This window comes from Pantoea sp. B9002 (assembly GCF_013385945.1).
GTDB lineage: Bacteria > Pseudomonadota > Gammaproteobacteria > Enterobacterales > Enterobacteriaceae > Pantoea.
In genome coordinates this window covers 141,024-166,750 of sequence record NZ_JACAPA010000059.1, presented here as the reverse complement: position 1 = coordinate 166,750, position 25,727 = coordinate 141,024, and the positions used below count along the sequence as shown (strand labels likewise).

23 protein-coding genes are annotated in these 25,727 nt (G+C 57.1%); 20 read left to right on the top strand and 3 right to left on the bottom strand.

Features of this window, described 5'->3' with window-relative positions:
* Nucleotides 1-8 precede the first annotated feature (8 nt).
* The 6 genes from ubiI (at nucleotide 9) to HX773_RS23970 (ending at nucleotide 8,063) form a co-directional block, all read left to right on the top strand.
* Nucleotides 9-1,211: an FAD-dependent 2-octaprenylphenol hydroxylase gene (ubiI, locus tag HX773_RS23995; RefSeq protein WP_176973609.1), complete on the top strand. Its 1,203-nt coding sequence runs from the start codon at nucleotides 9-11 to the stop codon at nucleotides 1,209-1,211.
* 545 nt (nucleotides 1,212-1,756) lie between these two features.
* Nucleotides 1,757-2,854, top strand: coding sequence for a glycine cleavage system aminomethyltransferase GcvT (gene gcvT, locus HX773_RS23990; RefSeq protein ID WP_176973608.1), 1,098 nt, complete (start codon nucleotides 1,757-1,759; stop codon nucleotides 2,852-2,854).
* 22 nt (nucleotides 2,855-2,876) lie between these two features.
* Entirely contained in the window at nucleotides 2,877-3,263 is a 387-nt protein-coding gene (gcvH, locus tag HX773_RS23985) for a glycine cleavage system protein GcvH (protein WP_064738103.1), read from the top strand.
* 99 nt (nucleotides 3,264-3,362) lie between these two features.
* The gene (gcvP, locus tag HX773_RS23980) at nucleotides 3,363-6,236 is read left to right on the top strand and encodes an aminomethyl-transferring glycine dehydrogenase (RefSeq protein WP_176973607.1); all 2,874 of its coding nucleotides are present in this window, start codon (nucleotides 3,363-3,365) and stop codon (nucleotides 6,234-6,236) included.
* Between the two features lie 184 nt (nucleotides 6,237-6,420).
* Nucleotides 6,421-7,164 (top strand): SDR family oxidoreductase, encoded by a 744-nt coding sequence (locus HX773_RS23975; RefSeq protein ID WP_176973606.1) that lies wholly within the window; start codon nucleotides 6,421-6,423, stop codon nucleotides 7,162-7,164.
* Between the two features lie 245 nt (nucleotides 7,165-7,409).
* Nucleotides 7,410-8,063: a hemolysin III family protein gene (locus tag HX773_RS23970; protein WP_176973605.1), complete on the top strand. Its 654-nt coding sequence runs from the start codon at nucleotides 7,410-7,412 to the stop codon at nucleotides 8,061-8,063.
* Between the two features lie 60 nt (nucleotides 8,064-8,123).
* Here the strand turns inward: HX773_RS23970 and ygfZ are convergent, their stop codons facing one another.
* Nucleotides 8,124-9,107 (bottom strand): tRNA-modifying protein YgfZ, encoded by a 984-nt coding sequence (ygfZ, locus tag HX773_RS23965; RefSeq protein ID WP_176973604.1) that lies wholly within the window; start codon nucleotides 9,105-9,107, stop codon nucleotides 8,124-8,126.
* Nucleotides 9,108-9,325: 218 nt separating this feature from the next.
* Here ygfZ and sdhE point away from each other — a divergent pair, with 218 nt between their 5' ends.
* On the top strand, nucleotides 9,326-9,592 hold the full coding sequence (sdhE, locus tag HX773_RS23960) for an FAD assembly factor SdhE (RefSeq protein WP_061719865.1): 267 nt from the start codon (nucleotides 9,326-9,328) through the stop codon (nucleotides 9,590-9,592).
* Nucleotides 9,567-9,986 carry a protein YgfX gene (locus HX773_RS23955; RefSeq protein WP_176973603.1) on the top strand — a complete coding sequence of 140 codons (420 nt, stop codon included), beginning with the start codon at nucleotides 9,567-9,569 and terminating at the stop codon, nucleotides 9,984-9,986. The genes sdhE and HX773_RS23955 overlap by 26 nt, the downstream gene beginning before the upstream one ends.
* Here HX773_RS23955 and fldB read toward each other — a convergent pair.
* The gene (gene fldB, locus HX773_RS23950) at nucleotides 9,983-10,501 is read right to left on the bottom strand and encodes a flavodoxin FldB (protein ID WP_176973602.1); all 519 of its coding nucleotides are present in this window, start codon (nucleotides 10,499-10,501) and stop codon (nucleotides 9,983-9,985) included. The two genes, HX773_RS23955 and fldB, sit on opposite strands and share 4 nt — an antisense overlap.
* 100 nt (nucleotides 10,502-10,601) lie before the next feature.
* Between fldB and xerD the strand changes: the two genes are divergently transcribed.
* The 3 genes from xerD to recJ are packed head-to-tail and all read left to right on the top strand — an operon-like array spanning nucleotide 10,602 to nucleotide 13,965.
* Entirely contained in the window at nucleotides 10,602-11,495 is an 894-nt protein-coding gene (gene xerD, locus HX773_RS23945; protein ID WP_176973601.1) for a site-specific tyrosine recombinase XerD, read from the top strand.
* A gap of 22 nt (nucleotides 11,496-11,517) precedes the next feature.
* Entirely contained in the window at nucleotides 11,518-12,231 is a 714-nt protein-coding gene (gene dsbC / locus HX773_RS23940; protein ID WP_176973600.1) for a bifunctional protein-disulfide isomerase/oxidoreductase DsbC, read from the top strand.
* A 6-nt stretch (nucleotides 12,232-12,237) separates the two neighbouring features.
* Nucleotides 12,238-13,965, top strand: coding sequence for a single-stranded-DNA-specific exonuclease RecJ (recJ, locus tag HX773_RS23935; protein ID WP_176973599.1), 1,728 nt, complete (start codon nucleotides 12,238-12,240; stop codon nucleotides 13,963-13,965).
* Nucleotides 13,966-14,065: 100 nt separating this feature from the next.
* Here recJ and HX773_RS23930 read toward each other — a convergent pair whose 3' ends face one another.
* Complete coding sequence (locus HX773_RS23930) at nucleotides 14,066-16,828, bottom strand: autotransporter domain-containing protein (RefSeq protein WP_176973598.1); 2,763 nt, start codon at nucleotides 16,826-16,828, stop codon at nucleotides 14,066-14,068.
* 554 nt (nucleotides 16,829-17,382) lie between these two features.
* On the opposite strand from HX773_RS23930, the gene prfB reads away from it, so the two are divergent.
* From prfB to HX773_RS23885, 9 genes are all read left to right on the top strand, one after another.
* Nucleotides 17,383-18,481, top strand: a protein-coding gene (prfB, locus tag HX773_RS23925) for a peptide chain release factor 2 (protein WP_110867985.1) whose coding sequence is annotated in 2 segments (ribosomal slippage) — nucleotides 17,383-17,457 and nucleotides 17,459-18,481 — 1,098 coding nt in all. Because the reading frame shifts where the segments join, the coding sequence is not laid out codon by codon here.
* Between the two features lie 9 nt (nucleotides 18,482-18,490).
* Nucleotides 18,491-20,011, top strand: coding sequence for a lysine--tRNA ligase (gene lysS, locus HX773_RS23920; protein WP_101761966.1), 1,521 nt, complete (start codon nucleotides 18,491-18,493; stop codon nucleotides 20,009-20,011).
* Nucleotides 20,012-20,285: 274 nt separating this feature from the next.
* Nucleotides 20,286-21,137, top strand: a complete 852-nt coding sequence (locus HX773_RS23915) for a MurR/RpiR family transcriptional regulator (RefSeq protein WP_176973597.1) — start codon at nucleotides 20,286-20,288, stop codon at nucleotides 21,135-21,137.
* A 263-nt stretch (nucleotides 21,138-21,400) separates the two neighbouring features.
* The gene (locus HX773_RS23910; RefSeq protein WP_176973596.1) at nucleotides 21,401-22,237 is read left to right on the top strand and encodes a transporter substrate-binding domain-containing protein; all 837 of its coding nucleotides are present in this window, start codon (nucleotides 21,401-21,403) and stop codon (nucleotides 22,235-22,237) included.
* Nucleotides 22,238-22,239: 2 nt separating this feature from the next.
* The gene (locus HX773_RS23905; RefSeq protein ID WP_176973595.1) at nucleotides 22,240-22,872 is read left to right on the top strand and encodes a DUF1989 domain-containing protein; all 633 of its coding nucleotides are present in this window, start codon (nucleotides 22,240-22,242) and stop codon (nucleotides 22,870-22,872) included.
* Nucleotides 22,856-23,503 (top strand): urea carboxylase-associated family protein, encoded by a 648-nt coding sequence (locus HX773_RS23900; protein ID WP_176973594.1) that lies wholly within the window; start codon nucleotides 22,856-22,858, stop codon nucleotides 23,501-23,503. The genes HX773_RS23905 and HX773_RS23900 overlap by 17 nt, the downstream gene beginning before the upstream one ends.
* A 3-nt stretch (nucleotides 23,504-23,506) precedes the next feature.
* Nucleotides 23,507-24,157, top strand: coding sequence for an amino acid ABC transporter permease (locus HX773_RS23895; RefSeq protein ID WP_176973593.1), 651 nt, complete (start codon nucleotides 23,507-23,509; stop codon nucleotides 24,155-24,157).
* Nucleotides 24,157-24,822, top strand: coding sequence for an amino acid ABC transporter permease (locus tag HX773_RS23890; RefSeq protein WP_176973592.1), 666 nt, complete (start codon nucleotides 24,157-24,159; stop codon nucleotides 24,820-24,822). The genes HX773_RS23895 and HX773_RS23890 overlap by 1 nt, the downstream gene beginning before the upstream one ends.
* A 13-nt stretch (nucleotides 24,823-24,835) precedes the next feature.
* Nucleotides 24,836-25,507 carry a DUF1989 domain-containing protein gene (locus tag HX773_RS23885; protein ID WP_176973591.1) on the top strand — a complete coding sequence of 224 codons (672 nt, stop codon included), beginning with the start codon at nucleotides 24,836-24,838 and terminating at the stop codon, nucleotides 25,505-25,507.
* Nucleotides 25,508-25,727: the final 220 nt, after the last annotated feature.

Below are 25,727 nucleotides of genomic sequence, written 5' to 3'. Positions count from 1 at the left end.
GGGCAGCAATGCAAACTTTTGATGTGGCAATTGCCGGAGGCGGCATGGTGGGTTTGGCCGTCGCCTGCGGACTACAAGGCAGCGGCTTACGCGTTGCCGTGCTGGAAAAAGCACCCGAGCCACAGTTTGATCCGGCGGCCAATGCGTCGATTCGCGTCTCCGCCATCAACGCTGCCAGCGAACGTCTGCTGCAAAAGCTCGATGTCTGGTCGAGCATTCTGGCGCTGCGCGCCAGCGCCTATCACGGCATGGAAGTGTGGGATCAGGACAGCTTCGGCTCGATCAGCTTTGATGACGAGCAGCAGGGTTTATCGCATCTCGGCCATATTGTTGAAAACGAAGTGATTCATAGCGCATTGTGGCAGCGCGCCAGTCAGAGCAGCGATATCACGCTGTTTGCTCCGGCGCAGCTGCAGCAAGTGGCGTTTGGCGACAACGAAGCCTTTATCACCCTGCAAGATGGCAGCATGATGAGCGCACGTTTGCTGGTGGCTGCCGACGGCGCGAATTCGTGGCTGCGCGACAAAGCGGATATCCCGCTGACCTTCTGGGATTACGAGCATCACGCGCTGGTGGCGAACATCCGCACCGATATGCCGCATGATGCCATTGCACGTCAGGTGTTCCACGGCGACGGTATTCTGGCATTCCTGCCGATGCAGGATCCGCACTTATGCTCGATTGTCTGGTCGCTCTCGCCGCAGGAAGCGGCGCGTGTGCAATCGATGCCGGAAGCGCTGTTCAATCAGCAGCTGTCGGTGGCGTTTGATATGCGTCTTGGCCTGTGTCAGGTCGAGAGCGAACGCAAAACCTTCCCGCTGACGGCGCGGTATGCGCGTAACTTTGCCGCGCACCGTTTGGCGCTGGTCGGCGATGCCGCCCACACCATCCATCCGCTGGCCGGGCAGGGCGTGAATCTTGGCTTTATGGATGCAGCTGAATTAATTGGTGAAATTCGTCGGCTACATCAGGAAGGCAAAGATATTGGTCAGCATCTCTATCTGCGTCGCTATGAGCGCAGCCGCAAGCACAGCGCAGCGATGATGCTGGCAGGAATGCAGGGTTTCCGTGAGCTGTTTGCCGGCACCCATCCCGCAAAAAAGCTGCTGCGTGATGTCGGCCTCAAGCTCGCCGATACCTTACCAGGCGTTAAACCACTGATGCTGAAACAGGCGATGGGGCTAAACGATCTCCCCAGCTGGATACGCTAATCACCTAAGCAAAAAATCCCAGGTGCGCATCAATGCGCGCCTCCCGCCAAATCCGTAGGGTCGCCATTCATGGCGACCGATTCACGCTTAACATCCGTAGGGTCGCCATTCATGGCGACTGTTCAACTGACACCCATTACGCCCAACTGGGCGCTATTTTTCTTCTCTGCACCGCAATAATGCAACGCTGCACCGTAATCGCGCCTCGTTTGATTTATTCTAATTTCACCCCTTAATTCGCATTAGATTAATTCATGCTATAGCCCTTTGCATGCCGGACCATTTCTTAATCCTGCGGCGTGTATTCCCTCAATTTGCTGCATGAAAGTAATTTAGTCGTATTTTGTGCGAGGCTAATCACAATAATGCAGTGATTTATGCTGAGCGCTGTTCGATGACTTGATGAAAGGTGGTAGTGTTTCGCCCTCGTTTTCCTCATGGTTAATTGCCGCATTAGGTGATAACTTCAGCACAAAGAGAACGTTTGCGTCAGCCGCTTTAGGCGACGCAGGCGCGTCACACTCACTTGTATTCACAGGATGGTTATGACTCAGCAAACGCCTCTATTCGAACAGCATCAGGCAAGCGGTGCGCGCATGGTGGACTTCCACGGTTGGATGATGCCGCTGCATTACGGCTCGCAAATGGATGAGCATCACGCGGTGCGTAACGATGCCGGCATGTTTGATGTTTCCCACATGACCATCGTCGATCTGCGCGGCGCACGTACCCGCGAATTCCTGCGCTATCTGCTGGCGAACGATGTCGCCAAGCTGACCCAGCCGGGCAAAGCCCTGTATACCGGCATGTTGAATGCCTCCGCTGGCGTCATTGATGATTTGATTGTTTACTTTATGAGCGAAGATTTCTTCCGTCTGGTGGTGAACTCCGCCACGCGTGAGAAAGATTTAGCCTGGATTAAACAGCATGCGCAGCCGTTTGGCGTGGAGCTGACCGAGCGTGACGATCTGGCGCTGATTGCGGTGCAAGGTCCAAACGCGCAGCAGAAAGCACAAACGCTGTTTAGCGCCGCTCAGCGTGATGCCGTTGCCGGCATGAAACCCTTCTTTGGCGTGCAGGCAGAAAACCTGTTTATCGCGACCACCGGTTACACCGGCGAAGCGGGTTATGAGATTGCCATGCCAGCGACTGAAGCCGCCGCATTCTGGCAGCAGCTGTTGGCCGCAGGCGTCAAACCGGCTGGTCTCGGTGCGCGTGACACGCTGCGTCTGGAAGCGGGCATGAATCTGTACGGTCAGGAGATGGATGAAGGCGTTTCGCCGCTCGCCGCCAATATGGGCTGGACCATCAGCTGGGAACCTGCCGATCGTGATTTCATTGGCCGTGATGCCCTGCAGGCGCAGCGCGAGCACGGCACCGAAAAGCTGGTTGGCCTGGTGATGACCGAAAAAGGGGTGTTGCGTAACGGGTTAACGGTGCGCTTCACCGATCAACAAGGTCAGCCGCAGCAAGGTATTATTACCAGTGGTTCCTTCTCACCAACCCTGGGTTACAGCATCGCGCTGGCGCGTGTGCCAGCCGGAATTGGTGAGCAGGCGATTGTGGAAATCCGCAACCGTGAAATGCCAGTGAAAGTCACTAAACCGATTTTTGTTCGCGCCGGTAAACCGGTCGCCCAGTAATTTTTTTCAGGAGAAATGGCCAATGAGCAATGTGCCAAGTGAATTGAAATACCGCGATAGCCACGAATGGGTCCGTAAAGAAGCCGACGGCACCTTCACTGTGGGTATCACCGAACACGCACAGGAACTGCTGGGCGATATGGTGTTTGTTGATCTGCCAGACGTCGGTGCCACCTTCGCGGCCGGTGATGACTGCGCCGTTGCGGAGTCGGTGAAAGCGGCTTCAGACATCTACGCGCCACTGAGCGGTGAGATTGTTGCCGTGAATGACCAGCTGGGCGATTCGCCAGAGCTGGTGAACAGCGCGCCGTACGCCGATGGTTGGCTGTTCCGCATCAAAGCCAGCGACGAATCAGAACTCGACGCGATGCTGGATGCCGATGCATACAAAGCCGCGATCGACGAGTAACCGGTAGTGGCAGAAGGTGGCGCGCTGCGTCACCTTCTTTTTTATCTGCCTGATTTAACGCCATTTTTGTAACCCAGCCCGATTCAGGATTCACTGCAAATGACCCAGACTCTCAGCCAGCTTGAACACAACGGTGCTTTCATTGAGCGCCACATCGGTCCTACGCCGGAACAACAGGCCTTAATGCTGGAAGCGATTGGTGCCAGTTCGCTCTCCTCATTAATCAGTTCTATCGTGCCTGCCGACATCCAGCTGCCAGGCCCGCCTGCAGTGGGCGACGCCGCGACCGAGCAGCAAGCGCTGGCAGAGCTGAAAGCCATTGCCAGTCAGAACCAACGCTACAAATCCTGGATCGGCATGGGCTACAGCGCGGTGATCACGCCGCCCGTCATCCTGCGCAATATGCTGGAAAATCCAGGCTGGTACACCGCGTATACGCCGTATCAGCCAGAAGTGTCGCAGGGTCGTCTTGAGGCGCTGCTCAACTTCCAAACCCTGACGCTGGATCTGACCGGGCTGGACATCGCTTCCGCGTCACTGCTGGACGAAGCGACCGCCGCTGCCGAAGCGATGGCGATGGCCAAGCGCGTCAGCAAACTGAAAACCGCCACCAAATTCTTCATCGCCAACGACATCCATCCACAGACGCTGGATGTGGTACGCACCCGCGCAGAAACCTTTGGTTTTGAACTGATTATTGATAGTGCTGACAAGGCGCTGGATCACGACGATCTGTTCGGCGTGTTGCTGCAACAGGTGGGTACGCACGGTGAAGTGCACGATTACCGCTCACTGATTGCCGAGCTGAAAAGCCGCAAAGTGGTGGTGAGCGTAGCCGCAGATTTCATGGCGCTGGTGCAGTTAGAAGCGCCAGGCAAGCAGGGTGCAGATATCGTCTTTGGTTCTGCCCAGCGTTTCGGCGTGCCGATGGGTTACGGCGGACCACACGCCGCGTTCTTCGCCAGCCGCGACGAGCATAAACGCTCGATGCCAGGCCGCATCATTGGTGTATCGCGCGATGCCGCCGGTAACACCGCGCTGCGCATGGCGATGCAAACCCGTGAGCAACATATTCGTCGTGAGAAAGCCAACTCCAACATCTGTACATCGCAGGTGCTGCTGGCGAATATCGCCGGTCTCTACGCGGTGTATCACGGTCCGGTTGGCCTGAAGCGCATTGCCTCACGTATTCACCGTCTGACCAGCATTCTGGCCGCGGGCCTGCAAAACGGTGGCCTGAAGCTGCGCCATAACAGCTGGTTCGATACGCTGACGGTTGAAGTGGCCGATAAAGCGGCGGTGCTGAACCGCGCGCAGAGCTTCGGCGTCAACCTGCGCAGCGATATCCACAATGCTGTCGGCATTACGCTGGATGAAACCACCGCACGTGAAGATGTGCTGGCGCTGTTCGCCATTCTGCTAGGCGATGCGCACGACCAGGACATTGATGCGCTGGATGCCGCCGTTGCAGCGGAAAACAGTGCGATTCCGGCTGGTCAGGTGCGTGAAAGCGCTTTCCTGACGCATCCGGTGTTCAACCGTCATCACAGCGAAACTGAGATGATGCGCTACATGCACAGCCTGGAGAAAAAGGATCTGGCGCTGAACCAGGCGATGATCCCACTCGGTTCGTGCACCATGAAACTCAACGCCGCGGCGGAAATGATTCCGATCACCTGGCCGGAATTTGCCGAGCTGCATCCGTTCTGCCCGGCTGAGCAGGCGTCGGGTTATCTGCAAATGATTGGCCAGCTGTCGCAATGGCTGGTGCAGCTGACCGGCTACGATGCGCTGTGCATGCAGCCCAACTCGGGTGCGCAGGGCGAATACGCCGGTCTGCTGGCGATTCGTCGTTACCACGAAAGTCGTAACGAAGGCGGCCGTAATGTTTGCCTGATCCCAAGCTCGGCGCATGGCACAAATCCGGCATCGGCGCAGATGGCGGGCATGTCAGTTGTGGTGGTGGCGTGTGATAAACAAGGCAACATCGATCTCGGCGATCTGCGTGAGAAAGCCGCACAGGTCGGTGAGCAGCTGTCGTGCATCATGGTGACCTATCCGTCAACGCACGGCGTTTATGAAGAAACCATCCGCGAAGTGTGCCAGATCGTGCATCAGCACGGCGGCCAGGTATATCTCGATGGCGCTAACATGAATGCGCAGGTCGGTATCACCACGCCAGGTTACATCGGCGCGGATGTATCGCACCTTAACCTGCACAAAACCTTCTGTATCCCGCACGGCGGTGGCGGTCCGGGTATGGGCCCAATCGGTGTGAAAGCGCATTTGGCTCCGTTCGTGCCAGGTCATAGCGTAGTGCAAATTGATGGCGTGCTGACACAGCAGGGCGCAGTTTCTGCCGCACCGTTTGGTAGCGCATCGATTCTGCCAATCAGCTGGATGTATATCCGCATGATGGGCGCAGAAGGTCTGAAGCAAGCGAGTTCAGTGGCGATCCTGAACGCCAACTACATTGCCAGCCGTCTGCAATCGGCCTATCCGATTCTGTACGCAGGCCGCGATGGCCGCGTGGCGCACGAATGTATTCTCGACATTCGTCCACTGAAAGAGCAGACCGGTATCAGCGAGCTGGATATTGCTAAACGTCTGATCGATTACGGTTTCCACGCGCCAACCATGTCATTCCCGGTTGCGGGAACGCTGATGGTTGAACCAACGGAATCGGAAAGCAAAATCGAGCTGGATCGCTTTATCGATGCGATGCTGGCTATCCGCATGGAAATCGATCGTGTTGCCGATGGCGAATGGCCGCTGGAAGATAACCCGCTGGTGAATGCACCGCACACGCAGACAGAAATCGTCGGCGACTGGGCGCATCCGTACACCCGCGAGCTGGCCGTATTCCCGGCCGGCAGCGCCAACAAATACTGGCCGACGGTGAAACGTCTGGATGATGTATTTGGCGATCGCAATGTATTCTGTTCGTGTGTACCAATGAGCGAATACCAATAATTTAGCCGTCATACTTTGAGCCACAGCGGCGTTGGCTGCGCTCATTCACCCCGGTCACTTACTGATGTAAGCTCCCGGGGATGAACGAACTTGCCGCCTTGCTGCATCTCAAATTATTTAGGCTAAAGTGACGGGTAGTATTTATGAAGGGCCGATTATTCGGCCCTTTTTATTGGAGGCAAAAATGGATCTGGCTTTGATTACCGGCGGCAGTCGCGGCATTGGGCGCGCAACCGCGTTATTGCTGGCGCAGGCGGGTTATCGCGTGGCGATCAACTATCGCCAGCGTGCAGCCGAAGCGGCAAGCGTGGTGGCAGAGATCGAAGCGCAGGGCGGCAATGCGTTTGCGCTGCAGGCCGATATTGCCGATGAAGCGCAGGTCATACGTATGTTTGCCGAATTGGATCAGCAAGAGGGCGCGCTGCGTGTGCTGGTGAATAATGCCGGTATTTTGTTTACCCAATGTCGGGTGGAAGATCTGGATGCCGAACGTATTCACCGCGTGTTCGCCACCAACGTCACCGGCACGTTCATCTGCTGTCGTGAGGCGGTGAAACGCATGGGCACGCATCATGGCGGCAAAGGTGGCGCCATCGTCAATGTGTCATCCGCCGCGTCACGTCTCGGTGCGCCAGGCGAATGTGTGGATTACGCCGCCTCAAAAGGGGCGATGGATACGCTGACCAAAGGGTTGTCGCTGGAAGTGGCATCGCAGGGCATTCGCGTCAACAGCGTGCGACCTGGCCTTATTTATACCGACATGCACGCCGATGGCGGCGAGCCGGGTCGAGTCGATCGCCTGGCGAGCGCATTGCCAATGGGACGCGGCGGTCAGGCCGAAGAGGTTGCTGCAGCGATTGTCTGGCTGGCGAGCGATGCCGCGTCTTACGTGACGGGCACCTTTATCGATGCGGCTGGTGGACGATAATTAACCAGGTTGGCATAAATGCCGCCCCTACAAAACCTGATCCGATTTTCGTCTAAACGTCGATCATTTACGCCTAAAACCCCCGTAGGGTCGCCATTCATGGCGACCGATTTAATCAAACTCGCGCCTGTCATACCCGCTCACAGATTTATTTTAGCGTACATGTGTACTCTGAAAATTATCCCGGTTACTCTGGTTGCTCAGAAATAGCACACTCGCTTTTTCCGTTGTTCAGGAATCACCTCATGGTACAAACCCCAGTTATTGCCCAGGGCTACTCATTGGCAGAAGAGATCGCCAATAGTATCAGCCACGGAATTGGCTGCATTTTCGGCATCATCGGCCTGGCGTTAATGTTGACACAAGCCGTTGAATCCCAAGCTAACGTTACCGCGATCACCAGTTACAGCCTGTATGGTGGCAGTATCATTTTGCTCTATCTCGCCTCAACGCTGTATCACGCCATTCCCCATCAAAAAGCCAAATACTGGCTGAAGAAATTCGACCACTGCGCCATCTATCTGTTGATTGCCGGCACTTACACGCCGTTCTTGCTGGTAGGGCTCAATTCGCCGCTGGCACAAGGCTTGATGGTGGTGATCTGGAGCCTGGCGCTGGCCGGTATTCTGTTTAAAATCGCCTTTGCCCACCGCTTTGAAGCGCTGTCGCTGGTGACCTATCTCGGTATGGGTTGGTTATCGCTGGTGGTGATTTATCAGCTGGCGATTAAGTTGTCGCCGGGGGGGATTTGGCTGCTGGCTGCCGGTGGGATTGTCTATTCGCTGGGGGTGATTTTCTACGTCTCGCGCCGTATTCCTTACAGTCACGCCATCTGGCACGGTTTTGTGCTCGGCGGTAGCGTGTTGCACTTCTGCGCGATTTATTTTTATGTGATGTAAGCTCGATACAGGTCGCCATGAATGGCGACCCTACGTGTTTAGTGCCGACCTGGCCCGCAATTATTCTGTCAATGAATACGGCAGTGGCTGAATGGTTAATTTGCCACTTTCGTCGCCTTCCACGCGCAATACGCTATCCGGCTCCAAATCGTTGTTCATCACCACCTGCACCCAAACGCTGCCGTCATCCAGCTGCACGCCGCTTAATACGGTGCCGGTGCGACGCCATTTATCGCCCATCTGCAGCTCCATCGAACCGCCAACCTCCGGCACTTTGCTGGCTTTACCCGCCAGCCAATAGAGTGCGCGTTTGTTCGCGCCGCGGAATTTGGCGCGTGCCACCATCTCCTGGCCGGTGTAGCAGCCTTTTTTGAAGCTGATGGCATCCAGCGCCTGCAGGTTAGTGGCTTGTGGAATCAACTGCGCGCTGGTGGCGCTTTCAATCACCGGAATGCCCGCTTCGATATCCAGCGCCAGCCATTGCAGGCTGTCGTTGAACTGCGCTTCGCCCGCCAGTTTCTCTTTCAACGCATTCGCCTGTTCTGGCGTGGTCACCAGCAGGAAACGCTCAGCTGGTTGGGCAAACCACAGCAGCGTGCTTTCACCTTGCTGTACTACCGGCGTTTCGGCATCCGGCAGCGTGCTGAACACGCCCGCCAGCGCGGCGCGCGCCTGGAAACCAGCAACGCCCAGCAGCACCGCTTCATCATCAGCGACGATGGTGACTTTGGCGAACACCGCGTATTTCTTCAGTTCGGTAAGCTGCTGCTCACGCAGGTTGCGACGCACCACGTAAGCGTAACCTTCGGTGCGATGGAACAGACGAATGTTGCTCCACATTTTGCCTTTGGCATCGCAGTGCGCGGCGGGACGATGCTGCGTCTCGCCCATCGCCGCGACATCCAGCGTCAGCTGACCTTGCAGATAAGACGTGCTGTCATTGCCCTGCACCTTAACCAGCGCCCATTCGTCGAGCGAAATCAGGGTTAAAGGCAGGCGTGACGATGCAGCAGGCTGGCGAGGTGGAAGGGTAAAAATCGACATGTCTCTTTCCTGATTAATGAGGTAATAGGTAGCAATGGTAAAAGAGCAGTGCGGCTTTGCAACCTGTTTACTGAATATGGCGCACAAATCGCGTGATACCCATTGCAAATTGGGGGATGTAATGCCGAGGCATTGCACAGGGATAACCACAGCGCCTGCAGCGAGAAAAAAAAGCAGGTACACTGAGCGCCACTGTTTTTAGTCATGGAACCCGAGACATGGAAATTAACGACAAAGCCCGCGTCCAATGGGCATGCCGCCGCGGCATGCTGGAGCTGGATATCGCTATCATGCCATTTTTCAAATTTGAATATGATTCGCTGGACGACACCGATAAGCAGGTTTTTATCGCGCTGTTAAAGAGTGACGATCCCGATCTGTTCAACTGGTTGATGAATCACGGTGAACCGGTTGATCCCGAGTTCAAACGCATGGTGAAACTGATTCAGCAGCGCAACCGTGAACGCGGTCCGGTGGCAATGTGATCTGCGAGCGTCACGCAGTGCGCGCGCACTGAATGTGACGCTCTCGCTGCTGTGCGCCGGTTTGCTGCTGGCGCTTGAGTGGCCTGACGTGTGGGCGTGGAGCAAAGCGCCGGTGTTAGTGCTGCTGCTGGCGGAGTGCTGGCGCAACGAGCGCCGTCTGGTGCAGCGCGTAGGTCGTCTGGCGCTGGACGTGAAGGGCAATTGGCTGTGGCGCGGCGTGCGCTGGCGAGCGGAACGCAGGGCGGATTGGTTGCCGTATGGCGTTTTGCTGGTGCTGCGCAATCAGCAGGGGAAACGCTGGCGGCTATGGTTAATGCATGACAACCTGCCGCCCGGTGAATGGCGCACGTTACGCGCCTGCTGTTTTCTGCGAGACGGGCAAACGCTGCCTTAAAGCAGCGCTGCGGTTTCCGTCAGAATCTGTTCGCACCACTGTTCGACGCGCTCATCGCTGAGTTCGAACTGGTTAACATCGTCGAGCGCCAGGCCGACAAACTGCGTGCCATCGGCGGTTAGCGGTTTTTTGCTGGTAAACTCATAGCCTTCCAGCGGCCAGTAACCCACAAACTGCACGCCCATCGGCTGCAACAGTTCGTGCAGCATGCCCAGCGCATCAAGGAACCATTCGGCGTATTCGCCCTGATCGCCCATGCCGTAAAGCGCCACGATTTTCCCGCGCAGATTCAGCCCGGGGATTTGCTGCCAAATCGCTTCCCAGTCTTCCTGTAACTCACCGAAATCCCACGTTGGAATGCCGAGGATCAGCAAATCGTACTGCTCCATCAGCGACGGATCGTCATCTTTCAGATTGTGCAGCGTGACTAATTCTTCACCGATAAAGTCGCGAATCTTTTCCGCTGTCATCTCGGTGTAACAGGTACTTGAACCGTAAAACAGACCAATATTCATGCAATTAATGCTCTGACAGAAACTGACACCGGGGCAATTGTACCAGAAGCAGGCTATTTTCAGGCATAATGAGCACGATTTCACACGGGCGGAGAGTACAGTGCAGGACAGCGATCTGATTGAACAGTTTCTGGATGCGCTTTGGATGGAGCGTAATCTGGCGCAGAACACGCTCTCGTCCTACCGGCAAGATCTGCACACCCTCACTGGCTGGCTGCATCACCACGATCGCACGCTCATCACGCTGGAAGCGCTGGATTTGCAGCAGTTTCTCGCTGAACGCGTCGAGGGCGGCTATAAAGCCACCAGTTCGGCGCGCACGCTCAGCGCCATCCGCCGCTTGTGCCAATATCTTTATCGCGAAAAGCTGCGCAGCGACGATCCCAGCGCGTTACTGTCAGCCCCAAAATTGCCGCAGCGCCTACCCAAAGATCTCAGCGAAAATCAGGTGGAACGGCTGCTGCAAGCGCCGAGCATTGATATTCCGCTTGAACTGCGCGACAAGGCGATGCTGGAACTGCTTTACGCCACCGGTTTGCGTGTGACGGAGCTGGTGAGTTTGACCATCAGCGATCTCAGTTTGCGTCAGGGCGTAGTGCGGGTGATCGGTAAGGGCAACAAAGAGCGCCTTGTGCCGTTAGGTGAAGAAGCGGTTTACTGGATTGAATATTATATGGAACATGGTCGGCCGTGGTTGCTCAATGGGCAAACGCTGGACGTGATGTTCCCCAGTCTGCGCGCGCAGCAAATGACGCGGCAGACCTTCTGGCATCGCATCAAACACTATGCGACGCTGGCCGGCATTGATAGCGAAAAGCTGTCGCCACACGTGTTACGCCACGCATTTGCCACACATTTACTGAACCATGGCGCGGATTTGCGCGTCGTACAGATGTTGCTGGGCCACAGCGACCTCTCGACCACTCAAATTTATACGCACGTCGCCACTGAGCGCCTGCGTCAGTTACATCAACAGCATCATCCGCGCGCTTGAGATGCGGTAACAAGGACTTAAGATGAAAAAGCAGCTAACGATGCTGGCTCTGCTGGTCAGTGCCTTCACTGGACTGGCGCATGCCGATGACAATGCCATTCAGCAAACGCTGAAAAAACTTGGTCTGGAAAAGGCGGAAATCCAGCCTTCACTGCTGCCGGGCATTAAAACCGTGCTGACCGAAAGCGGCGTGCTGTACGTATCTGAAGACGGCAAGCACATGATTCAGGGGCCGCTTTACGATGTCAGCGGCACCCAGCCGGTAAATGTCACCAATCAGTTGCTGGACAAAAAAGTATCCGCACTGGCGCCAGACATGATTGTCTACAAAGCGCCGAAAGAGCAGCACGTGATCACCGTGTTCACCGACATCACCTGCGGCTACTGCCGCAAGCTGCATGAGCAGATGGCCGACTACAACGCACTCGGCATCACCGTGCGCTATCTGGCCTTCCCGCGTGAAGGTCTGAATGGTCAGGTAGAAAAAGCCATGCGCGCCATCTGGTGCAGCGCCGATCGTAACAAAGCCTTCGATGCAGCGATGAAAGGCGATGCGCCGCAGATGGATGCACCGGCAACTTGCAAAATCAATATCGAGCAGCAGTACAAACTCGGCATCCTGTTTGGCATTCAGGGCACGCCAGCCATTCTCACTGATAGCGGCATGATGATTCCTGGCTATCAGGGACCGCAAGAGCTGAAGCAGGTGCTTGACGGCCAGAAGCGTGGCGGTTAACGCACAGTGATTCATTCTGTTGAATTACGTCGGCGCGAAGCCGAGACCGAAGCCAGCTTACCCGCTGATTTGCCCCCATTGCTGCGCCGCTTGTATCTGCAACGCGGCGTGAAACAGGCGCTGGAACTGGAACGCGGCGCTAAACATCTGCTGCCGTGGCAAACGCTGGGCGGCATCGAAGCCGCCGTAACGCTGCTGCATCAGATGCTGCTGGCGGGCAAACGCATTGTGGTGGTAGGCGATTTCGATGCCGATGGCGCCACCAGCACCGCGTTAACCGTGCTGGCGCTGCGCAGCCTCGGCGGTAACGTTGATTATCTGGTGCCAAACCGTTTCGAAGATGGCTACGGTTTGAGTCCGGAAGTGGTTGAGCAGGCTAAAGCGCGCGGTGCGGAGATGATCCTCACCGTCGATAACGGCATCTCATCACATGCCGGTGTGGATACCGCGCATCAGCACGGCATTCCGGTGCTGGTTACCGATCACCACTTGCCGGGCGAAACCTTGCCCGCCGCCGAAGCGATTGTGAACCCGAACCTCAACGACAGCGAATTCCCTTCACGTTCGCTGGCGGGTGTTGGCGTGGCCTTCTATCTGATGCTGGCGCTGCGTGCGCATCTGCGTCAGCAAAACTGGTTCAGTGATAGCCGCGCCGAGCCAAATCTGGCGGAACTGCTGGATCTGGTGGCGCTGGGCACCGTGGCCGATGTGGTGCCGCTGGATGCCAACAACCGCATTCTGGTGTGGCAAGGTTTGAGCCGTATCCGCGCAGGCAAATGCCGCGCCGGGATTCGTGCGCTGCTGGAGATTGCCAACCGTGATGCGCGTCAACTTGCTGCCAGCGATCTTGGTTTTGCCGTGGGTCCGCGCCTCAACGCCGCCGGTCGTCTGGATGATATGTCGGTTGGCGTGGCGTTGCTGCTCACCGAAGATATTTCCCAGGCGCGTATGCTGGCGAATGAACTTGATGCACTGAATCAGACGCGCAAAGAGATTGAGCAGGGCATGAAGAGCGAAGCGCTGGCGCTGTGCGATGAGCTGGAGCGTCAGCATACCGATCTGCCGCTGGGCCTGGCGTTCTACCATCCCGAGTGGCATCAGGGCGTGGTTGGAATTCTGGCGTCGCGGCTGAAAGAGCGCTTCCATCGCCCGGTGATCGCTTTCGCCCCCGCCGGAGACGGCACGCTGAAAGGTTCTGGCCGCTCAATTGCTGGTTTGCATCTGCGCGATGCGCTGGAGCGTCTCGACACGCTGTTCCCGGGTTTGATGATCAAATTTGGTGGTCACGCCATGGCGGCCGGATTGTCACTGGAAACCGCGAAGTACGAGGAGTTCCGTGAGCGATTTGCCGCGTTGATTGATGAGTGGCTGGATGGCGAAGCGTTGCAGGGCGTGATTTGGTCGGACGGCGAACTGCATGCGCAGGAGTTTACGCTGCACACCGCCGAAATGCTGCGCGAAGCCGGTCCGTGGGGCCAGGCGTTCCCGGAGCCAGTGTTTGACGGCAAGTTCAAGCTGCTACAACAGCGGTTAGTGGGCGAGCGGCATTTGAAAGTGATGGTCGAGCCGCTCGGCGGCGGCCCGCTGTTAGATGGAATTGCCTTCAACGTGGATACCACGCTGTGGCCAGACAGCAGCGTGCGTCAGGTGCAATTGGCCTACAAGCTGGATATCAACGAATACCGCGGCAATCGTTCGGTGCAGCTGATTATCGATCACATCTGGCCGATGTAGTTCACTACCAAAAACGCGCAATGAATTGCGCCGCTACCAAAATGTGCACGTATCCGTAGCGGCGCGATTTATCGCGCTCTGTTGACCTTTAAAATGTTTATCAGAAACTCACATCCACACCGCCGCGCAGCACTTTCTCGTCACCGCGATCGGCGAAGTGCTGATCGGCGCGCAGGAACAGGCGCGCGCGTGACGTCTGCGCCACATCCAACCGCACGCCTAACCACTGCGAACGGCGATCGAGCTGCATGCCGGGAATCGTAAAACGGTTCTGGTCATCGCCAAATCCGCCCCAGCGCGCGCTCACATCCATCGACGGATTGTTGAACGCGTACTGATATTCGCCATACAGACTCAGCATGCTCCACAAGCCAGCCGACCAATCCTGCCGTGCGCTGAGACTCAAACCGCTATATCCCACGCTGCGTCGATAGCTGTCGCCGTCGCCGCTCAGACCGAACGCGCTGCCTTTATCTTCAAACGCACCGGTATCCAGCCCGGTTTCACGCCAGCCGAGATAAGGTTCGAGGCGATAATTATCCTCAATCGTCCAGCGATAGCCGCTTTGCAGCGCCGCCTGCCAGCTGTTGCTGCTGGTGGTCGATGAGACCGGCGAAGCTTCATCCAGCAACACCAGACGCTTCAACTCATCGCGACCATGTTGATAGCTGAGATTGCCCTGCAGATACCATTCTGGCGTCAGATCGTAGCGGCCATACAGCATCGCACCTTGCAGGCGATTACGGCTGGTGCCGCCGGTTTGGTCGTAGGTGGAGTCGATCTGATTCTGCGTCCAGGCCACGCCCACGCGTAGACCGGAAACGCCTAAATCGCTATCCACGCCCAATGCGGTAAGCGTGTTGCGGTAATCGGTGCCGAGGTAGCCCGCTTGATCCAGTGAACCGCGCAGCTGACCGCTCTCCAGCCAGAAACCGTAACGATTGTCAGCGCTGGCATCGGCGATGCGGTTGCTCAACAGGCGGCTTTGATAATCCAGCGCGTTAAACAGCACCGCGTTACTGGAAGCGTGCGCCTGACCGGAAAGCGAATTGATGGCGGCCTGCGCACTGCTGGCATCCGCCAGCGCCTCAAACGCGCCGGCCGCGCCCAGCGCCGACTGCTGCGCACTGCTCAGCGATCCCTGTTGCTGCCAGCTATCCGCCACGCTAAATGCCTGCTCAAGATTCGCGGCCGTTTGCTGAGTGCTGGCGCCGTTCATGCCCAGCGCTGCCACTGCTGCTGCGGTGTTTTTACGCGTCAGCTGGCCGGTGACGCTGTTGGCGTTGTAGCTGACCGAACCATCAAGAAACACGCCAGTATTGACCTGACTGAACTGGCCACTGACGCCCGCATCGCTGGTCAGCAGCGTTTCCTGCTGTTTCACCACATAGGTCGATGACGGTGGCGCGAGGTTCAGCGTGCCGTCCAGCGTCGAATGACCCGCGACACGCAGCGGACTGTTCAGCGCGATATTCAGCACGCCATTGCTGCGTTGCTGGTAATCGCCTTGCACCTGCAAGCCGCCGTTGACCGATCCCTGATTGAGTAAGCTGCCGCCAATCACACCGCTGCCGCCCAGGGTGCCGCTGCCGCTGACGTTGGCACTGCCGGCAATCGCACCATCAATCAGCAACGTATTGGCTGCAACGCTGGTCTGGCCGAGGTAACTGTTGTTGGCGGTTAACTGCAGCACGCCGCCACTATTCGCGCCGTCGAGAATCAGGCCACGATCGCCGCTGATGGCATTCGAGAAGACATAGCTGCCCGCATCCAGGCTGGCGTGAAAATCATTGGCCCAGAACATTGCCGGACCGTTGAGCGCTTTTGCCTGGTTGAGATCGCCCCAGCCAAAGGTGTTGTTGTAAGGCCGTCCGTTGGCGCTATCCGCCGCGCCTGCGTAAGTATCGCTGCGATAAGTGGCGGTGGTCAGCAGCGTTTGTTGCAGGTTGTAGCCGCTCATCCACGGAAAGCGCTGCAACACTTGTGAAGCCGCCGCAGCGGCGCGCGGTGCGGCAAACGAGGTGCCGTAGCTACGCGCATTCACCCAGGTTCCATCGGCGTTCTGAAAGCGATAATCGGTGTATCCCGGCGCGCTCAGGCACCATGCGGCAGCGTTGCCGCAGGCATCAAACGGCCCGGTTAACGCCGCGCGGTTCGCCGTGTCGTATGAGGTGCTGTCCATCACGCCGGTGACGGCCAACATATTCTTTTGCAACGCGCTGTCCTGATAAATCAGCGGCAGCTGCGCATTAGGCGACGGTGTTGCGGTGCCGCCGTTGCCGGTGATCACCACCGCCAAACCGTTAGCCGCCGCAATCTCACGCATGCTTTGCACCAGCACCTGATAGTGCGGCTGCGCATCGGATAGCGCCTGCGCGGTAGTTAAGCGTTCGCTGGAGGCGTACGACATATTGAAAACCCGCACGCCCTGGCTCAGCAGGCCGCTCACTGCACGCGCGGTATCGTCGTATTGAAAGATATTGTTCTGCGATGCCTGCGCCACATACAGCGAGCTGCCCGGCGACAGGCCCAATAACGTTAGCGCCACCACGGTGCCATGACCGTTAATGCCCTGATTATCATTCAAACTGCTGCCGCCGCCGACGTAGCTGGTGAACTGCACGTTGGCGTAATTGATTTCACTGCGATCGGGCGATAATCCCGAATCAACAATGCCGACTTTGCTGGCATTGCCTGAAGCGCTGGGCTGGGCAGGCGTGGGTGGCACAGGCGTGCCGGCGGTGGGCGAGGTTGCCGCGCCACCACCGCCACCACCACCTCCGCCGCCACCGCAGGCAGCAAGTAACAAAGGCATTAACAAGGCAAGCAGGCGCGGTGAGGTGCGCAAACCGGGAATAAACATCGATACTCCTTCATGTCTCTCAGGACATGTTGTGCCCGCTCACGTTTACGGGCGCTGATTACTGTGTCATTCCCTGTCGAAGCTGCGCATTCCTGGCGATCGTGGTGACAAACGGTCTGGACGTTAGTGATGTCCATCGGGGGGATAGTCACTGAGCAAAATGATAAAAGGGCGCTAACAAATCGATAGGCTGAATATCAGCTGCTTAATGGCGTTATTTGAGACGCGTCTGCTTTCTTGCAGGAAATTTCTCACAAGGCAATTCTTAATGATTTATCTTTATAAATCATGATCTTTAATGACGTCTTTCAGCGCTAATTGCCCAATCTTTGCAGGAAAATTCCTAAGAAGGTTCTGAGGGTGAGGTGTTTACGGAGGCGTTTTGGAAAGCGTAACGAGTAAAGCTTTCCAAAAGGATGAGAACTTTTTTTCTCGCGGCGGATGCGCGCTCACTCAGGCCGCGTGCAATGCTACAAAGTGCGCACACTTTCGGGTAAACTAGCGCGTTAGTTTTTATCTCCTTTCACCGAATCGTCAAAAAAGACTGAAAAGCCATGTTTGAAATTAATCCGGTCAAAAATCGTATCCAGGACCTCAGTGAGCGCAGCGACGTTCTTCGGGGGTATCTTTGACTACGATGCCAAGAAAGAACGCCTCGAAGAAGTAAACGCCGAGCTGGAGCAGCCTGACGTCTGGAATGAACCTGAGCGCGCGCAAGCGCTGGGTAAAGAACGTGCTTCACTGGAAGCGGTGGTGGAAACCTTAGATCACATGACGCAAGGCCTGGAAGATGTGCAAGGCCTGCTGGATCTGGCGGTGGAAGCCGACGACGAAGAGACTTTCAACGAAGCGGTTGCCGAGCTTGATGCACTGGAAGTGAAGCTGGGCGAACTGGAATTCCGTCGTATGTTCTCAGGCGAATATGACAGCGCCGACTGCTACATGGATATTCAGGCCGGTTCCGGCGGCACCGAAGCGCAGGATTGGGCCAGCATGCTGCTGCGCATGTATCTGCGCTGGGCGGAAGCCAAAGGCTATAAAACCGAAATTATCGAAGAGTCAGACGGTGAAGTGGCCGGAACCAAATCCGCCACCATTAAAATCATCGGCGACTACGCGTTTGGCTGGCTGCGTACCGAAACCGGCGTTCATCGCCTGGTGCGTAAGAGCCCGTTCGATTCCGGCGGCCGTCGTCACACCTCATTCAGTTCGGTGTTTATCTACCCGGAAGTGGATGACAACATCGATATCGATATCAATCCCGCCGATCTGCGTATCGACGTTTACCGCGCCTCCGGTGCGGGCGGCCAGCACGTTAACAAAACCGAGTCTGCGGTGCGTATTACCCACTTGCCGACCAACATTGTGGTGCAGTGCCAGAACGACCGTTCACAGCACAAGAACAAAGATCAGGCCTTCAAGCAGTTACGCGCCAAGCTTTACGAATATGAGATGCAGAAGAAAAACGCGGACAAGCAGGCAGCGGAAGATAACAAATCTGATATCGGCTGGGGCAGCCAGATCCGTTCTTATGTTCTCGACGATTCACGCATCAAGGATCTGCGTACCAGCGTAGAAACCCGCAACACCCAAGCGGTGCTGGATGGCGATATCGATCGTTTTATTGAAGCAAGTTTAAAAGCAGGGCTATAAGGAACCGACATGTCTGAACAACAACCGCAGAGCGCTGATGCCGCCCTTGAGTTAAACAACGAACTGAAAGCGCGTCGCGAAAAACTCAGCGCGCTGCGTGAAAAAGGCGTGGCGTTTCCTAACGATTTCCGCCGCGATACCACGTCCGATGTGCTGCACGCCAGCTATGACGCGAAAGAGAATGAAGAGCTGGAAGCGCTGGGCGTTGAAGTGAGCGTGGCCGGTCGTATGATGACGCGCCGCATCATGGGTAAAGCGTCATTTGCGACCCTGCAGGATGTCGGCGGCCAGATTCAGATCTACGTCTCACGCGACGATCTGCCAGAAGGCGTCTACAACGAGCAGTTCAAGAAGTGGGATCTCGGCGATATCCTCGGTGCGCGCGGTAAGCTGTTCAAAACCAAAACCGGTGAGCTGTCGATCCACATCACTGAGCTGCGTCTGCTGACCAAAGCGCTGCGTCCGCTGCCGGACAAATTCCACGGCCTGGCCGATCAGGAAACCCGTTATCGTCAGCGTTATCTCGATCTGATCTCCAACGACGATTCGCGCAAAACCTTTAAAATTCGCTCACAAATCATGGCCGGCATTCGTCAGTTCATGGTTAACCGCGACTTTATGGAAGTGGAAACCCCGATGATGCAGGTGATTCCTGGCGGCGCGTCTGCGCGTCCGTTCATCACCCATCACAATGCGCTCGACATCGATATGTACCTGCGTATTGCGCCAGAACTGTATCTGAAGCGTCTGGTGGTTGGCGGTTTTGATCGCGTGTTCGAGATCAACCGTAACTTCCGTAACGAAGGGATTTCGCCACGCCATAACCCAGAGTTCACCATGATGGAACTCTATATGGCGTATGCGGATTACAAAGATCTGATCGAACTGACCGAAAGCCTGTTCCGTACGCTGGCGCAGGATGTGCTGGGCACCACGGAAGTGCCGTATGGCGATCACAGCTTCGATTTCGGTAAGCCTTTTGAGAAGCTCACCATGCGTGAAGCGATCAAGAAATACCGTCCGGAAACCGACCTGAGCGATCTGGAAGACTTCGATAAAGCGGTAGCGATTGCCCAATCGCTGCACATCAAAGTCGAGAAGAGCTGGGGCCTGGGCCGCGTCGTTACGGAGATCTTCGAAGAGACCGCTGAAGCGCACCTGATTCAGCCAACCTTCATCACCGAATACCCGGCTGAAGTGTCACCGCTGGCGCGTCGTAACGACGAGAACCCGGAAATCACCGACCGCTTTGAGTTCTTTATCGGCGGCCGTGAAATCGGTAACGGCTTCTCGGAGCTGAACGATGCAGAAGATCAGGCTGAGCGTTTCCTGCAGCAGGTGAATGCGAAAGAGTCTGGCGATGACGAAGCGATGTTCTACGACGAAGACTACGTCACCGCGCTGGAACACGGCCTGCCGCCAACCGCTGGTTTGGGCATTGGTATCGACCGTATGGTGATGCTGTTCACCAACAGCCACACCATCCGCGACGTGATCCTGTTCCCGGCACTGCGCCCGACCGGTAAGTAATACGGAGCTGCTGTCCCCCATCCCGGTCCGTGCTGGCTGTCCACGTCCTCGGTCCGTGCTGGTTGTCCCCCTCCTCGGTCCTCCCCCATAAATGGGGGAGGAAGATGCTGCTAAATGTTAGTTCTGAAGCTGCATGTGGCAGCGTCTCCTTCCCCCGCTAGCGGGGGAAGGCCGGGATGGGGGACAGCAAGCACTTCTCCCCCAACACAAAATTCCTGATGACAACCCGGCACGCTCTGTGCAGGATGGTTTTTTTCATTTTCAGGGAATCACCATGAGTGCAAAAGCGGCAACGTTAGAGGGCCGGATTCGTCAGCACTGGGATCAACTCTCCAGCCACGAGCAGCGACTTGCCGATGTGCTACTCGCCGCACCGGGCCAGTTAGCCATGAACACCGCCACCGAGCTGGCACACAGCGCGGGCGTGTCCAAAGCCACCACCACGCGCTTCTTCCGCCATCTCGGTTACGAAAGTTATGAAGCCGCACGTCGCCAGGCGCGTGACATGCAGAGCAGCGGTTCACCGCTCTATTTGCAACCGGCACCCAGCGCGTCGCCGTTGGCCAGCATCATGCAGCAGCATCTGGAAAAAGAGATCGCCAACCTGGTTAACAGCTATCGCACGCTGGACAGCGAACAGCTGCAGCAGGCGGTCAGCGCCATCAGCCAGGCGCGGCGCGTGGTGGTAATGGGTTGGCGCCACAGCCAAACCATCGCGCATCTGATCTATCGCGATCTGATCCATATTCACTCCGATGTGCGTCTGCTGCCGCGTCCCGGCGATTCGCTGGCGGAGCATATAGCGGCGTTGACCGCCGAGGATGTGGTGATCTGCGTTGGTCTGCGTCGGCGCATGCCCGCGCTGGAGGCGGCGATGAACGCGCTGGCCGAGCGCAACGTGCCGATGCTGTATATCGCCGACGTGCTCTCCGGCAAACCGGCGCGCCATGCGCAGTGGGTAATCCGCTGTCACACCGACAGCAGCCTGATCTTCGATAGCACCGCCGCGCTCTCCGGCGTGTGTAATCTGCTCTGTTCACTGGTGGCCCGACAAATGGGCAAAGCCAGCAACGATCATCTTGCGCAAATCGAAGCGCTGCACCAATCCCTCGACGAACTGGAATAATGCGCCGTGCTGGCGCAGGGTGCGCCAGAAAAATCACCAAAACGGTGCAATTTTGTCCAACTCTCGCCAAGACACTCATCCCCATCCTGCACCGAGTGAAATCATAGAAATTAAAAATAAAAAACAAGAAACAAATGTTTCCAGTTGATTTTATTAAACAAAGCTTAAGTTAGTTCTGGTTACCACTGCGCAGTGGTGAAAAAGCTGGCACAAAATGTGCTCAGTAGAAAAAGACATTTCACCAACACCAGGGAAACACCATAATGAAAAAAACAGCACTGCTGATTGCCGCACTTCTCTCCGTAGGCACCGTGGCGCAGGCGCAAGCCGACACGCTAGCCGACATCAAAAGCAGCGGCAAAATCACCGTCGGTATCGATCCAACCTTTCCTCCTTACGAATACACCGATGACAAAGGTGAGATCACCGGTTACAGCGTGGCGATCATGCAATCCTTCGCCAACGATCTCGGTGTGAAACTGGAGTTTCAGAAAACCGCCTTCAGCGGCATTCTGCCGGGCCTGATTTCGGGCTCCTTCAATGCCGAGGGTTCATCCCTGAACGTCACGGCGGATCGCGCGAAGAAAGTGCTGTTTACCGTGCCGTACAGCAAAACCGTCAACGGCGTGCTGGTGCGTGAAGCCGAGGCGAAAACCTTCAGCGGTAAAACCCTGAGTCCGGAAAGCTTGTCGGGTCTGCGCGGCGCGGTGAAAACCGCCAGTGTGCCAGAGCAGCTGCTGAAGGGTTTCAACGAGCAGTTGAAGAAAGAGGGTAAAAAACCGATCACCATCATCAACGTCGATTCACTCGATCAAACCGTCAGCACGCTGATGACCAAACGCGCCGACTTCGTTTATGACGACATCTCGGTACTGGCGCCGGTAGCAAAAAAATATGCCGGTAAAGTGGCGCAGGTCGGCGAAGTTGGCCCGTCGCAGTGGATGGGTTGGGCGACACGTAAGGAAGATGGCAGCCTGAACAAAGCCATTAGCGACCACATCCTGGCGATGCAGAAAGCGGGCGAACTGACCAGGCTGCAGCAGCAGTATCTCGGCACCACCTTTACCGTGCCCGCCAGCGACTTCATTCCGCAGGAGTAATTATGTGCCACTCCAACCTGACGGTGCCTGCCGGCTTTGGCAAAACCTTCCGCGTGCGCAAGGGCCAGTTTATTACCGTGATTGATAGTGAAGGGCAGCAGGCGGCCGATTTCGTCGCGGTCAATGCCGATGACCTGAACGAGAAACTGTCGCCGGTGCACACGCGTCAGCAGCTGCGCTCGCTGTTCTTCAAGCCGGGCGACGCGTTGTGGTCGAGTGAGAACCGCCCGATGCTGCGCATTCTTGCTGACAGCATCGGCATCCACGACGCCAACGTGCCGGCCTGCGATCGCACCCGTTTCAGCATCGATTTCGGTGTCGAAGGGCATCGCAATTGCGTGGATAACCTGCTGGAAGGGATGAAGGCGTTTGGCGTCACCTACTTCTCGCTGCCGGAGCCGTTCAACCTGTTCCAGAACGGCCCGGTTACCGCCGATGGCCGCATGGAAGTGACCGATCCCAACAGCAAAGCGGGCGATAGCATCACCTTTGAAGCGCTGTGCGATCTGATTTGTGCGGTCTCATCCTGCCCGCAGGACATCATTCCCGGCAACGGCCTGCAGGTGACGCCAATCGACATCCTGGTCAGCGACCATTTTCACGCTCAGGAGATGAATCATGCTGCTAATGCGTGAAAATTATCAGGAAACCGCCGTGCGTACGCTGGCTGAACCGGTGCCGGTTGCGCCGGGCAGCATCGGTTCGATTCGCGTGCTGCGCGGTCAGTTGCTGCGCATCACCGCTCAGGGCGACGGCGCGGTGGCTTCGCTGTTTGGCTTCAGCCTGGCCGATCCCGCCGTGTGGCTGTCGGTGCACCACACGCGGGTGTTCAGCAACAGCTACCTGCTCGGTTCCGGCATGCGTCTGGTGAATAACCGTCGCCGTCCGATGATGGTGCTGGGCAAAGATAGCGTGAAGCGTCACGACCTGTTGCTGCCGGCGTCCACCACGGCGTTTCTCGCTGAGCGCGGTTATCCGGGCGAAGGTTGCCTCGATGCGCTGCGCGGCGAGCTGGCGCGTCTGGGCATGGTGGTGCCGAAGCTGCCGGACCCCATCAACCTGTTTATGCACGTCAAGCTGACGCGGGAAGGCGAGATTCTGCCGGAAACCAACCTGACCAAAGCCGGTGACAGCATTACCTGTCGCGTGGTGGTGGACACGCAGTTCATCGTCTCCGCCTGCAACACCGGCATTGAGGGCAACGATCGTCCCGCGCCGCTGCTGCTGTCGGTGGCGGAAAACCTGCACGACTTTAACGCGGAGTAACGCATGGGGCTGGATCAACAGGTAGTGGCCGCGCTGCCGGAACTCGGACACGGCCTGCTGATGACGGTGGTGCTGACCGTGCTGGCGTCGTTAGTCAGCGTGGTGATGGGGCAGCTCGGTTGCTTCCTGCAGCTGCGTCGTGCCTGGATCTGGCGCGCCATCGGGCGTTTCTATGTCAGCGTGATGCGCGGAACGCCGGCGATTGTGCAGCTGTTTGTGGTGTTTTTCACCTTGCCGCGGCTGGGATTGGGCGGTCAGCCGATGCTGGCTGCGGTGATTGCCATTGGCCTCAACAGCGGCGCGTACGTGGCGGAAATCCTGCGCGTGAATCGCAGCCTGGTAACGCGCGGACAACTGGAAGCGTCGCGCACGCTGGGCCTGAGCCGCTTGTTGACGTGGTGGTACGTCATCAATCCACAGGTAATGCGCGCCAGTCTGCCGATGCTGGTGAATGAGTTCACCATTCTGCTGAAAACCACGCCGCTGGCGTCGGTGGTGGCGCTGACCGAACTGACCTACGCCGGACAGATCGTCATCGCCCGCACCTACGAAGCCACGCAGGTGCTGCTGCTGGTGGCGGCCGGTTATCTGCTGATCGCCATGCCGTTAATTGCGGCGGCGCGCCGTTTAGAAGCGAAACGGAGGTTGGCGTAATGGATTGGCAGGCAATTATCACCTCTTTGCCGTCGCTCGGTGACGGCCTGATCGCCACTTTGCAGCTCTGTCTGGTGGCGGCGCTCTGCTCGCTGCTGTGGGGCGCGCTGCTGGCCGTATTGCTGATGCGCGCCTCGCGGTTCTGGCTGCGTTTGCTCAATCTTTACAGCGGCTTAACCCTCGCACTGCCGCTGCTGGTGGTGATCTATCTGCTCTACTTTGTGCTGCCGGAATATGACATCACGCTGTCATCGCCGGTGGTGGGTGTGCTGGCATTGACGCTCTATTACGCGCCATACATTGCGCAGGTGATCCGCTCCGCCATTGATGCGCTGCCGCAAGGGCAGTGGGAAGCGTGCCGCGTGCTCGGCCTGAGCCGCAGCGAACAACTGCGCGACGTGGTGCTGCCGCAAACGCTGCCGCAGATGCTTTCGCCGCTGGTCGGGCTGATGATCGGTTTGATTAAAGACTCCGCGCTGCTGTCGATTGTCTCGGTGCAGGAGTTTATGTACGCCGCCAAACAGGCGATTTCGGATACCTACGCGCCGCTGGAGATCTATCTCACGGTGGCGCTCTGTTACTGGTTGCTCAACAGCGTCATCGACTGGCTGGCGCGCGGCCTTGAATCTCGCATGACGCGCTATCGTCGTGCCATGCAGCATTAATCAGGAGAACAACATGTCGGCTGAATTTCAGCATCGTGAAGCGATGACCATCCCGGCGCGCTACGGCAAAGCGGTGCGGCTGAAGCAAGGTGAAGCGGTACAGGTGATTAACCTGCACGGCACGCAGGTGGTGGATTGCTGGGCGTACAACGCTGAGGATGTGAGTGAATATATGTGTATGGAGGCGACGCGCGTGTGGAATCAGCGTCTCAATCCCAAAGTGGGTGACAGCTTTATCACCAGCCAGCGCCACCCGATTTTGACGCTGGTGGCGGATACCTCGCCAGGCGTGCACGACACCTTTATGGCGGCCTGCGACGCGCGTCGTTATGAGCTGCTCGGCTGCACCGAACCGCATCGCAACTGCCATGACAATCTGTTTGAAGGCATGCGTGAGTTGGGCGTAACGCTGCCGCATGGCAATCTTGCTTCGTTTAATATCTTTATGAATATTCAGGTTCAGCCGGATGGCATCACATTGAAGACGCTGCCGGTGGTGACGAAGCCGGGCGACTATATTGTGCTGCGCGCCGAGATGGACTGTTTTGTGGCGTTTTCCGCCTGTCCGCAGGATATCGTCAGCATTCAGGGGCAGGGCGACAACACCCCGCGCGATGCCGAGCTGCGTATTCTGACCAGCGGATTCCCGCAAGTGCAGTTGCAGGGGGCGTGGGTTCCGGCTTGATGGTGCATGCTGTCTTCGTGCACGCTGTCCCCCATCCCTGCCTTCCCCCATGAATGGGGGAAGGAGACGCTGCCACATGCCACTCCTAACTCGCATATTGCAGCATCTTCCTCCCCCATTTATGGGGGAGGACCGAGGAGGGGGACAGCCAGCACCGACCGAGGAGGGGGACAGCCAGCACCGACCGAGGAGGGGGACAGCCAGCACCGACCGAGGAGGG